The following is a 12,125-nucleotide window of genomic DNA, read 5'->3' as shown; positions in this document are numbered from 1 at the left end:
TTTCAGAGCAATTTCGTAGGGGCGGCAAGGGATATCGAAAAGGGAAATGCTGTTGTTTCCCTTTCGTCGGGTGTGGGCGAAGCGCCACGCTCTTGATTGGCTTTTGATTTCAAATGATGAATAAAACATAGCCGCTACGGCAAAGGTTTTATAAAAATCAACGAAAAGGGAGTCAGTGTTGACTCCCTTTTGGTCGGGTGTGGGTGGACAACCCACGACCTTGATCTATTCCAAACGAAGTTTGGAAATCAACAAAACATCAAGCCAAAAAACTATTCTTTTGGCCAGCTTCCATCATTATTCGGTCTCACCCACGCTTGTGAAAACCAATAGTAACCATTTTGGGTTTTACTTGGCGCTGTGCAGTTATAGCGGCTGCGCCCTGCTGGTAAGTTAGCTGGCGCTTGAATGCTAAATTCTGTTTCAGAAATCCACGTTGGTTTTTTAGCCCCTTGCCCTTGAACAAAGCACATGACTTGATGTGGGTAAATATCACTAGTATCCAGCTCAACAGTCAGCTCTGGACGCCAATTACCAGCAGTTAATAAAGGGTCACTTATATTTTGTTTGATAACGGGCATGTTCAAACTGGTAAATTTAACTTTCAAACTATCCAAGTCTGCATAGGGGCCTGCCACAGGAAAACGAGGTAATGCGGTTAATGCAGAGTATTTACCTGCGGCACCAGATTGCTGGCCTAATCCTATAAAATCATGCTGCTTGAGGATGTTTTCAACATCAGCATTGTATTCACCATATGGATAAGCCAGCATTCTCACACTTTGGCCTGTGTGCTTTTTAATTTCAGCTTCGGTGTCTAATAAATTTTTCTCAATACGAGTTAACCACTGCTGCTTAGTTTCGCCTTCAAGCTTACGATTCAAATGCTCATGCGCCCAACTGTGATTGGCAATCGTCGCACCATCTTTAGCAAGTTGATTAATGTCATCCCAGCTCATCATCCCTGCATACCCTTTTTCAATCGGTTCAACCGACACAAACAAAGTGTAAGAAAAGTTATGCTTTTTCAGCACAGGAGCAGCCGCTTTTGCAATGCTGTCATAGCCATCGTCAAAAGTAATGACAATGCTTTTATCCGCGATTGGCTTATTTTGTTTTATGGCATCAACCGCTTCTTGTAAGCTAATGATGGTAAACTCGTTATCAGCAAGATACTGCATCTGCTCTTCAAATTGAGCAGGCGTCACACTGGTAATTGCTGGCGTTGTTTCTGATACATGATGGTATTGCAAAATGACCACGGCATGCGCATTAACAGAAAAAAGCCAAATTAATCCCAACAGACTTTGTTTTAACATAAGATTCCTATGTCCTTAAAAGTATTACTATTTAACAGCCAAAAAAACCGTCAGCTATTTGCATTAGCTTTGCCGATGATTTTATCCAATATCACTATCCCACTATTAGGTTTAGTCGATACCGCTGTTATTGGTCATTTAAGTGAAGCCTATTACTTAGGCGGTGTGGCACTAGGCAGTACAATAATTACCTTAATTGTCTGGCTGTTGGGCTTTTTACGTATGTCGACCACTGGTCTTGTTGCCCAAGCTTATGGTGCTAATGATAACGTAACTCAGCAAAAATTGCTGGTTCAAGGTTGCAGCCTGGCATTGATGTTTGGTTTTACGGCGATTTTATTACAGCAACCGATAATCGATTTTGCTCTGTCATTAAGTCAAGCCAGTGAACAGGTACAACACTTTTGTCGCGAGTACGTTAACATCCGTATTTGGTCGATTCCCTTTGCATTAGTAAATTTAGTGTTATTGGGCTGGTTACTTGGCAGGCAAGCACCCAAAGCGGCAATGTGGCAGTTAATCATTGCCAACATAGTAAATATTATCCTTGATGTGTTGTTCGTCATTGGTTTTGAATGGAACGTCAAAGGGGCGGCTCTTGCTTCTGTGATTGCCGATATTTGTGCGTTTTTAGTTGCGGCGACTATCGTCAAACGAGCGCTATACCAACAACACGATTTTCACTTCCGTCAGCTTTTAGTTCATTTAAGCCTAAAAGGTTATTCACGCTTATTAAAACTCAACCGTGATATTTTTATTCGCAGCCTATGCTTACAAGCCAGTTTTACCTTTATGACATTTTATGGTGCTGGCTTAGGTGATGACATCATTGCTGCGAATGCGGTTTTGCTTAACTTGTTGATGCTTATCTCTTACGCTTTGGATGGTATTGCTTATTATGCCGAAGCCGAAGTCGGACGCGCTATAGGTCAACAAGATTTAGCGCTATTGCACGACTCAGTGACATTAGCGGGCTATTGGTCGTTACTATTCTCATTGGGCTTTTGTGTATTATTTTATCTGGGGGGGGATGCGATTATCACTATGCTTACCAGCATTGAGGTCGTGCAACAACAAGCTGAGGTATACCTAATTTGGTTAGTGTTTATGCCGCTTTTGGCATTTGGCTCTTACCTGTTTGATGGCGTTTATATTGGCGCAGCTCAAGGCAAAGTTATGCGTAATAGTATGGTCATCGCCACATTTGCGGTGTTTTTTCCCTGTTGGTATGCATTTCAAGATTATGGCAATCATGGCTTATGGGCAGCGATGAGTGCGTTTATGCTGTGTCGGAGCCTGTCGTTAGGGTTACATTATCGTTACAGTAAAACCTTCAAGCAAATATATGACTTTCAGTAGTTTAAGCATCGATAGACTATCAATCTCCACCTTTTTACTGATAACATTAAATTAACACATATTTCTGTACGGATAGTTCAATGAAACGGATTTTAACCTCGCTTACGGCCTTTGTGATGCTGTTTGCCAATATCGCTGTAGCGAAAAATCAGCTACTGCCACTAGAAGCTTTTGCCAGCATTCCTGATGTCAGTCATGTCACCATGTCACCTAATGGCAAACTTATCGCTTCGTTAGTCAGGCTAAATACTGATAAACAACAAGGCGCTATCATCAATATCTTAGATATTGATACCCGTGAGTCCATTTTTCCTGTCCAAACAGATAATGAAAAATTTGTCATATTGTCAATGAGTTGGGCCAGTGATGACTTGCTTCTTGTTGAAGCAAAATTTCCCGCCGTTCGTTACGGTACTCCCACCACTGAAACTCGCATTATTACCTACTCTGTCAGTAAGAAAAAAATCTCGAATTTACTCAGCCGTTTTGGTCTTAAAAAGTTTAAGTGGATGCCGCAAATTCAATCCAACATTATTGATTACTTGCCTAATGATGAAAAACATATATTACTTGGTATCAATGGCTTAGGAAACAAACCTCAATATGAATCCGTCATTCAGGTGAATTTAAATAATGGCAACGTTCGCTTCAAACAACCTGCTGAAAATAATATTACCGATTGGGTAACAGACCGACAAAATAGAATTCGAGTTGGTATTTATCGTAAAGACACCCAGTATCGAATTTATGAGCAAGCTGATGCCCATAAAGACCGCAGGATCCTTTGGGAGTTCGAAGCATTTGAAGAAGATCAAGTATGGCCAATGGGCTTTGCAGAAGATAAAGACATACTTTATGTACAAGCCTACCATGAAGGCTATGAGGCTATTTTTAAAGTTAACTTACAAGATCCTAAGCTCACTAAAGAATTAGTTTTCAGCAAAGAGTTTAGTGACGTCAATGGTTCGCTAATTTATTCAAAATTAAAAAAGAAAGTGATCGGCATTGATGATGGTGATGAGTCTGAATACACGTTTTGGGACAAAGAATACATTGGCCTTGCTAACGGATTGAACAAAGCTCTGCCAGATTACCGCAACTATATCACTCAATTTAGTGAAAATGAGCGCCGCTATATCGTTTATTCAACCAACGCGAAAGAGGCAGGGATCTACTTTTTTGGCGACCGAGATGCTGGCCAACTCTTACCTATTGCTTATCGCTACAAGCAATTGTCACCTGATGTGTTAGCCGATACCGAAACTCTGACGTATCAAGCCCGTGATGGTTTAGGCATCCAAGCGTTTCTAACCACCCCCAAAGGCCAAGAAGCTAAAAACTTACCGACCATTATTTTCCCCCATGGTGGCCCAATTAGTTATGACTCAAACAGTTTTGATTATTGGACCCAGTTCTTCGCCAACCGAGGTTATGCGGTGTTAAGAATGAATTTCAGGGGCTCTGCGGGTTATGGTTATGACTTCATGAAAGCGGGCCTTAAAAACTGGGGGCTCGATATGCAAAATGATGTTGAAGATGGCACGCGATGGTTAATTGAACGTGGCACTGCTGACCCCAATAAAATCTGCATTGTGGGAGCTAGTTATGGTGGTTATGCCGCACTAATGGGTGTTGCTACCACTCAAGATCTTTATCAATGTGCTGTCAGTGTTGCCGGTGTCACTGACATCAAATATTTAGTGAAGTCGTCAAGACGTTACACCAACTTTGAAATCGTCAAAAAACAAATCGGCGATGATTATGATGCCCTGTATGAACGTTCCCCTCTGAGTAAAGCCAAAGATATTAATGTGCCAGTGTTACTTATCCATGGCGATAAAGATCGGGTGGTACGGGTACAACACAGTGAAGATATGTTTGATGAACTCGAAGACCTTAACAAGCCAGTTGAATATATCGAACTTGAAAATGGTGATCATTATTTAAGTAATAACAAGCACCGCATTAACACCTTTATGGCAATCGAAGCCTTCCTACAAAAAAACTTACTTTAACCAACTGAACACCACCCTCACATTGAGGGTGGGCAATACCAAAGAGAGCTTTACATGAAACGGATTTTTATGTTGATACTGTTGTTATGTATCACCAATACGCCTTTTGCAGCCCTTGCGCAAACATCAAAGGTCACCCAATTACCTGTTGAGGCTTTTGCCAGTATTCCTGATGTAAGTCATGTACGACTGTCCCCCAACGGTAAGCATATTGCTTCACTTCTTTTAGACGATACTGCAGAAGTACCACATAAAATTGTGGCCTTATTTAATACTGAAACAGGTCAATTTCATATCCCAATGAAAAACGATCACGAAAAGTTCATGATCACTAATCTAACTTGGGCGAGTGATGAAATACTGCTGATAACCGCACTCATGCCATCTAAGCGTTTTGGTAAAAATGCCAATGAGAGCCTACTCATTAAATACAATTTAACCACTGGTGAAGCTGGCAGTGTGTTAACTAAAAAAGCGTTAAAACGATTCGACTCTATCCCACAATATCAAGGCGACGTTATTGATTTATTGCCTAAAGATCCTGAACATATTCTTTTATCTGTATCGGGTTTCAGTAAACGAGTCAGCGAACCAACAGTCATCAAAGTCAATTTATATAACGGCAGCTTTACCACTGAACAATATTATCGAGAACACGTTATTGATTGGATGACGGATCAACAACATCGGGTACGCATTGCCACCTATCAAGATCGGGATACCACCGAGTACCGAATTTATGAGCAAAGCGAAGCCAATGGCGACTTACGACTGTTGTGGAAAAGTGAAGCTTATTCTGAAGAAACCGTTATTCCACTGGGGTTTGATGTCAATCCCAACACGCTTTATGTAAAAGCTTACCATGAAGGCTTTTATGCCGTTTTCAAAGTGGATTTAACCGATCCTAAGTTGACAAAAGAATTGGTATATAAACAAGATAATACTGATGTGCATGCCACTCTGATCCATTCTAAAGTGACGCGTCAAGCAATCGGTATAGCTACTGGTGACGACAATGAATATCATTTTTGGGATAAAAACTATAAAAAGCTAGTTAATCGTTTAAAAGCTGCACTACCAGATACCCAAAATTACCTGACTCAATTTAGCAACAATGAACGCCGCTATATGGTGTATGCCACCAGCCCCACTCAACCCGGCTTGTTTTTGTATGGCGATCGTGATGCCAACCGACTGGAAGTGATTGCAGCTAAATATTCTCAATTAACACCCGCGCTATTAGTTGAGCCACAACAAATCAGCTATGAAGCGAAAGATGGATTAGAAATTCCAGCTTATCTCACCCTGCCGAAGGGCATTGAAGCCAAAAAACTGCCTACGATCATTTTTCCACATGGTGGTCCTCATAGTTATGTCTCTGACAGTTTTGATTATTGGACTCAGTTTTTTGCCAACCGAGGCTACGCAGTATTGCAAATGAACTTCAGGGGGTCTACAGGCTTGGGCTATGAATTCAAGAAGGCGGGTATGCAAGGTTGGGGTAAGGCCATGCAGGGCGATGTTGATCAAGGCACACGCTATTTAATCAACCAAGGTATCGCAGACCCTGACAAAATTTGTATTGTTGGTGGCAGTTACGGCGGTTATGCAGCCATGATGGGCGCAGCCATGAATCCAGGGCTTTATCAGTGTGTCATCAGTTTTGCTGGTGTCGCTGATGTAGAGGATTTAGTAAAACTATCGCGTTTTTATACGACCCATGAATTAACTAAGAAAACCCTTGGTGATGATTATGATGAACTTTATGAATACTCGCCTATTCGCCATGCTGACAAAATTAATGTGCCTATTTTATTGATCCACGGCGACAACGATAAAGTGGTTCAAGTCAGTCAAAGCCGAGATATGTATCGCAAGTTAGACGCATTAGATAAACCGGTTGAATATGTTGAAATTGAAAATGGCAATCACTACCTAAGCAATAATCAACATCGTTTAATGACTTTCAAAGCGATTGAGAAATTCCTTGCTACCAACCTATAAAGTGAGCTTAGCCCTCATTCTTGCTTTGCAGTATTTATCTAAATAAAAAAAGCCCTAACATCATCGCTGACGTTAGGGCTTTTCACTAAAACACGGTTTACCTTAAAGGCCGTTTTACACTTATTTTAGAACTTTGCTTCAAACGCTAAGCTAAAGTTTCTACCTTCACCCACAGTGACGTCAGTGTTAGTACCGCCACCTAAGTAGTCAGTATCAAATAGGTTTTTAACGTTAAAACGAACACTCATATCAGTGTTTTGCACGGCAAATGTATATGCTGCACCAAAATCAAAACGAACATAGTCATCTTTAACAATGGTGTTTTGTGTATTAGCAAAACGCTCACCCACATAAATTGCACCAATGTTAAACGCTAAATCTTCAGTGACTTCGTAACGTGTCCAGATATTAGCTGACCATTCAGGTGCATCAACAGGTGTTTTACCATCAAGCTGTGCAGTATCTTCTGCGCTAGTAATGTATTCAGCATCTAAGTACATCATTGAGCTCGTTATGAACACATTGTCGCTAACTTGACCTTGTGCACCCATTTCGAAACCACGGTGTTGCTGCTTACCACTTTGAGTTGTGATGTATTCTTTATCGCCAATTGGTTGTTCAAGTTGCTCTTGCACAGTCACGTTTGTCACAGTGGTATCGAACACCGCACCCGTTAGCAATAAGCCACCATCAAACAGTTCCCACTTAGTACCGATTTCATATTGCTCACCGTACTCAGGCTCTAAGTTCATGCCTTCATTGACATCGTTATCACTACTCACGATTGATTGAGGGTTGAAGCTCTTTGAGTAGTTAACATAAATACTGCCATTCTCAGATGGTGAGTAAATCACACCAAACTTAGGTGATACGGCATAACTGTTCTCACCTTCACCATCTTTCTTTTGTTCATCATAACGAACGCCAGCAAGCACTTGCCACTCATCGTTGATGGTCATTAAATCTTGAACATAGAAACCATAATGCTTGTAGCTAGATTCTGACTTGGTCGGGTCATTGTTGTAATCAAGATCAGGTCTTGGAACATCTTGACCAGGCATGACAATTTGCGCATCGCCACTGTCTCTTAGCTGACCGTAGTAATAATCAAGAATGTTAGCACCGACTAATAATTGGTGCTCCATGCCAAAGGCATTCACGATACCCGTGAAATCCATATAAGCTGTTTTGTGTTGCCAATCATCGTAACGGTCAAAGGCTTTAATTTGGTAACCTTCGGTCACAGGATCCATACCCGACACCATAGAAGGAGACGAATCTAAACGTTGGCGAGTAAAGGTTTGGTGGTTATAACCTGTGGTCATTTTCCAGTCGTCAGAAATATACCAAGTTAAGTCAGCACCTAAGTTTTCTACGTTGTTGTCAGTGAATGCCCAAGACATATCCCAGATATCTTCACGGTCGCCAACTAAGTCACCATTGTCGTCTAACCAACCACCTCTATCGATACCTGTTTTGTCATCGGTGTAGTCATATTTAACCGACAGCATCACGTCATCATGTAAGTCAAATTCAAGGTTGATGTAACCTAAAAAGCGGTCACGTTCTTGTTCTTGCTCACCGTTACCGTCTTGGTATTCACGCCAGTATTTCGTATCTTGCTTCACTAACACAGTGCGGTAGCGAATAGATTCAGCATCGTTTAACGCGCCGCCTGCATCTAACTGAAAACGAGTAGAACCGTGAGCATCGGTATCAAATGCGACATCAAATAGCGTGTCATAAGTTGGCTTTTTAGTGACCATGTTAATCAAGCCACCAGGACCTGACTGACCGTATAACATACTTGATGGACCTTTCAACACTTCAACTTGTTGTAGCGTTTCAATTGGCTGTACGTAGTGAGACCATTGTTGCTGACCATTAATTAAAAAGCCGCTACCTGAATCTAATTCAAAACCACGAATATTGAATACTTGACGGTTCCACTTTTCACTACCACCGGTCACACTTGAATCGTTAACAAGTACTTCTGATAAGTTTCTTGCTAACTGCTCGTCGGTAACAAAGTCAGGGATCACATTCACAGACTGCGGCGTGTCCATTAAGTCGATATCGCCACGCATTGCGCCAGAAGAAGAACCCACTTTGTAGTTGTTGAAGTTCATCCCAGTAACTTGAATGCGCTCAATTTCAGCGGTAAACCCCTGACTTGACTCAGTGTTATTCGCAGCTTCTTCTGCTGCAACTGATGCTGACGCTAAGCTTGCTAGAACAGCGAACGCAATTGGTGAAATTCTCATACAAAATAGCCCTTAATTTGGCAGTTATCGTTAATGAGATGGATTATCATTTGCGTTCTTTGTTTTGTGAAGTTTTATTTATGAATGGAGTTAAGAACTGTGAACAACCGCACTAATGAGAACAAATCCCATTACGGTTGTTGAATAAATATTGCGTATTAACTGTTTTTAATGTTAACAGAATAAAAAATTTTACTTTTCATCACAAAACCACCGAAACCCAAAACAAACCCAACAATCGATTAAAATCAACAATTAACATAGCAATAACAAAGCGTATAGGCTCATATCTCTTATATGTAAAGGGTTTAATTGAAATAAGCACCTTTTACTCACATGAATAAATAAAGAATAGTTATGCATTTGTTAAAATACCCCAACCTTTAACATTCATTAAAAACTGTGACCTGTTTGGCAATCTTTCTGATTAAGTTGCGTCTTTACATTTCTTTAATTGTGTAAAGAAATGAGATTAATTATCATTCACGAAATTTTTGCTTTGACGGTCATTTATTGACAGTGAAGCAGGCTTATCAATCTTTGACTGGCCATTAATAACGTACTTTGAGAACTTCACTATGAATGTAGTCCCTGCTTTAAAATGGTTTCATAACTGGGTTGGTTTCGTTATCAGTGTTTCTATGCTGATTGTGTTAACGACAGGTGTTTATCTTGGCGGCATGGATATGCTTAAAAGAATGGACGACAAAGGGCAGCAATATGTGCCGTTAACGTCTGAGCAAAAAGCACACGTTACCGAAACACTTTTTGAGCGTTACCCTGAAATGAGCACGGTTCGCTTTCCAACTGAATACTCTCCGTATGTCGAAATCGCTGCAAGAGGCCACTCCATTGCTTTTGATAACGATTTAAATGAACTATCAACCTATAAAATGAGAGATATTCCACTCTATAGCACCATGTTCTGGCTACACCGCAACTTCTTATTAGGTGATTTTGGTAAATACCTTAATGCATGGGCATCGATGATCGGTGGTGTTATTACCTTAGTGGGTATTTATCTTTGGTGGCGTGTTCGCAAAACATTCAGATTAAAGCATTCAATCCCAAGCAATACTAAGTCAAGCAGCTTAGTAAAAAGCCACATTCAACTAGGACTTTTCATCTCAGTTCCTTTGTTTTTACTGTGTATTACTGGCTTTTTAATTACTTACAAAGGGTTGTGGACAGGCGCACTTAAAACAACGCCAGATAGCAGTATTCAATACCCAATCAGCCAAGCAAAAGATTGGCAAAGCCAAATTCAAACGGCACAAAGTGTATGGCCAGATTCTGAGTTAGTATCAATCAGCAAGCCACGTCAGCCTAGACCGGATCCAAAAGCGAAGGCAGAGGCACCTAAAAAGCCTGTTGACGCAATTTATAGCTATCGATTTAATACCCATAATGACGTTTGGTTACGTCAAGCTGATAGTATCAACATGAACTATGATAAAGGCACAATTAAGTCAGCACTGCTTCACAGCGATAGACCACTTTCAGGCCAAATCGCTACGTTTGTTAGACCTTTGCATGACGCAATGAATATGCCGTTTAAGTATGTGGCATTTATCACTGTCATCGCATTGATTGGCACAGTAATCTTAATATTCAGTGCGGTGACTTTTTACCGCCGAATCTTTAAAAAGAAACGCTAGTTACCACTAAAATGACAACAAAAAACGGCTTACTGGAAACAGTAAGCCGTTTTGTTTTATTAAACGTTGAAATTACACCAAACTCTCCCTGTGGAGTACGGGTTAATCTTCAATGAAAGGAGTGACAGTCCCTGCTACCGAATCATAAACAATCTTGATTTCTGCGCGATTTCGTCCTCTGGTATCTCCCAGTGTTCTTAATACATAAGTACATTGCGTCGCACCAGTACCGCCATCTGCACTATGGCGATAGGATTCAAAATCAACATCATCAGATGTATTTCTAATGGCAACACTAGGTGGGTCTTCTATCAATGCATTCCACAAATCCACACACCCAGCCTGACCTTGGCCAATATTAACTGGGTTCCCCATTGGATTACCTTTGCCTGTGCCTAATGGATAGCCAAAGGCATTCATATCTAAATCGTTATCAGCAAAATCAGGCAAATCATTCATTGGTTCACTTCCACCAATAATTTGCCAGCGAGTATGCGCAAAGGTAACTGACTGCTCAAACGAAGCCGCCACTGCTTTTACGCGGCTGATTTCAGCATCACGTTTCACATCAATGAACTGACTCGCTGCGATAACAGCTAAAATGGCCAACACAATAATCGCGACAACCAGTTCGATTATGGTGAAGCCTTTGGCAGAAGAAACATTACGAGTATTTACAAAAAACACCATTTGTTTCTCCTTAATAATACTTTCAGGTATAGCGCAAGTTTAATACTCATCTGCCATTACATCAAACAAAAGCATTACAAGTGTAACAGGGTAAAGAATAAGGAAAGATAAATAACTGGCTATATTCAATGGCATTCAGCTTGAAAAAGCCATAAAAAAACGCGACTTATATTGCCGCGTTTTTAGTATCAATATTGCGTTAACGCTTATTGATAAGAGTGAGCACCATGTTGGTGATCAGTCACGTCTTTAACGCCTGTTAGTTCACCTGGGAACATGTCTAATAGCTGCTTTTCAATACCATCTTTTAAGGTGATATCGACTTGAGAACAACCATTACAGCCACCACCGAATTGAAGAACAGCAGTTCCTTCTTCAGTGATTTCAACTAGCATGATGTTACCACCATGGCTGGCTAACTGTGGATTGATTTCTGATTGAATCACATACTCAATACGCTCTTTTAGCGGTGCATCTGCAGCCACTTTACGCATTTTAGCGTTAGGGGCTTTTAGCGTGAGTTGCGAACCCAGCTGATCGGTCACGAAATCAATGCTAGCTTCTTCTAAAAATGGTGCACTCTTTTCATCAACCATGGCACTGAATCCATTAAAAGGAAGCTCAGTATCATCTGCTTCTACAGCATCTGGCGGACAATAAGATACACCGCACTCAGCTTGAGCGGTGCCTGGACTGATGACAAACACACGGATATGAGTGCCTTCAGGTTGATCGGCCAGTAATTTTACAAAATGCGCCTGAGCCGTATCAGTAATGTTGATCATATAACTGCTCCGTTGAAAAACTTAAAAAAAT

General features: G+C 40.9%; 8 protein-coding genes. 4 read left to right on the top strand and 4 right to left on the bottom strand.

Annotated features, from left to right (window positions below; genetic code table 11):
• Window positions 1-272 precede the first annotated feature (272 nt).
• Entirely contained in the window at window positions 273-1,319 is a 1,047-nt protein-coding gene (locus AN944_RS17765; protein ID WP_055025985.1) for a polysaccharide deacetylase family protein, read from the bottom strand.
• A gap of 9 nt (window positions 1,320-1,328) precedes the next feature.
• Between AN944_RS17765 and dinF the strand changes: the two genes are divergently transcribed.
• From dinF to AN944_RS17750, 3 genes are all read left to right on the top strand, one after another.
• The gene (gene dinF / locus AN944_RS17760) at window positions 1,329-2,678 is read left to right on the top strand and encodes an MATE family efflux transporter DinF (RefSeq protein WP_055025984.1); all 1,350 of its coding nucleotides are present in this window, start codon (window positions 1,329-1,331) and stop codon (window positions 2,676-2,678) included.
• A gap of 80 nt (window positions 2,679-2,758) precedes the next feature.
• Window positions 2,759-4,693, top strand: coding sequence for a S9 family peptidase (locus tag AN944_RS17755; RefSeq protein ID WP_055025983.1), 1,935 nt, complete (start codon window positions 2,759-2,761; stop codon window positions 4,691-4,693).
• 54 nt (window positions 4,694-4,747) lie between these two features.
• On the top strand, window positions 4,748-6,697 hold the full coding sequence (locus tag AN944_RS17750; protein ID WP_055025982.1) for a S9 family peptidase: 1,950 nt from the start codon (window positions 4,748-4,750) through the stop codon (window positions 6,695-6,697).
• A 125-nt stretch (window positions 6,698-6,822) separates the two neighbouring features.
• Here AN944_RS17750 and AN944_RS17745 read toward each other — a convergent pair whose 3' ends face one another.
• Window positions 6,823-8,961, bottom strand: coding sequence for a TonB-dependent siderophore receptor (locus AN944_RS17745; protein WP_055025981.1), 2,139 nt, complete (start codon window positions 8,959-8,961; stop codon window positions 6,823-6,825).
• 578 nt (window positions 8,962-9,539) lie between these two features.
• Between AN944_RS17745 and AN944_RS17740 the strand changes: the two genes are divergently transcribed.
• Entirely contained in the window at window positions 9,540-10,619 is a 1,080-nt protein-coding gene (locus AN944_RS17740) for a PepSY domain-containing protein (protein ID WP_055025980.1), read from the top strand.
• 102 nt (window positions 10,620-10,721) lie between these two features.
• Here AN944_RS17740 and AN944_RS17735 read toward each other — a convergent pair whose 3' ends face one another.
• A complete protein-coding gene (locus AN944_RS17735; protein ID WP_055025979.1) occupies window positions 10,722-11,309 on the bottom strand; it encodes a type II secretion system protein in 588 nt (195 codons plus the stop codon).
• 206 nt (window positions 11,310-11,515) lie between these two features.
• Window positions 11,516-12,094 carry a Fe-S biogenesis protein NfuA gene (gene nfuA, locus AN944_RS17730; RefSeq protein ID WP_055025978.1) on the bottom strand — a complete coding sequence of 193 codons (579 nt, stop codon included), beginning with the start codon at window positions 12,092-12,094 and terminating at the stop codon, window positions 11,516-11,518.
• Window positions 12,095-12,125 lie beyond the last annotated feature (31 nt).

The sequence above is a fragment of the Shewanella sp. P1-14-1 genome (assembly GCF_001401775.1).
GTDB lineage: Bacteria > Pseudomonadota > Gammaproteobacteria > Enterobacterales > Shewanellaceae > Shewanella > Shewanella japonica.
The sequence above is the reverse complement of the archived record's forward strand: the minus strand, read 5'-3'. Positions and strand labels throughout refer to the sequence as shown.

What these genes read in the sequence shown, in the direction of transcription:
- AN944_RS17750 (WP_055025982.1), top strand. Translation starts at nt 4,748, where the DNA reads ATGAAACGGATTTTTATGTTGATACTGTTGTTATGTATCACCAATACG.
- AN944_RS17745 (WP_055025981.1), bottom strand. Translation starts at nt 8,961, where the DNA reads ATGAGAATTTCACCAATTGCGTTCGCTGTTCTAGCAAGCTTAGCGTCA.
- AN944_RS17735 (WP_055025979.1), bottom strand. Translation starts at nt 11,309, where the DNA reads ATGGTGTTTTTTGTAAATACTCGTAATGTTTCTTCTGCCAAAGGCTTC.
- AN944_RS17755 (WP_055025983.1), top strand. Translation starts at nt 2,759, where the DNA reads ATGAAACGGATTTTAACCTCGCTTACGGCCTTTGTGATGCTGTTTGCC.
- AN944_RS17740 (WP_055025980.1), top strand. Translation starts at nt 9,540, where the DNA reads ATGAATGTAGTCCCTGCTTTAAAATGGTTTCATAACTGGGTTGGTTTC.
- dinF (WP_055025984.1), top strand. Translation starts at nt 1,329, where the DNA reads ATGTCCTTAAAAGTATTACTATTTAACAGCCAAAAAAACCGTCAGCTA.
- nfuA (WP_055025978.1), bottom strand. Translation starts at nt 12,094, where the DNA reads ATGATCAACATTACTGATACGGCTCAGGCGCATTTTGTAAAATTACTG.
- AN944_RS17765 (WP_055025985.1), bottom strand. Translation starts at nt 1,319, where the DNA reads ATGTTAAAACAAAGTCTGTTGGGATTAATTTGGCTTTTTTCTGTTAAT.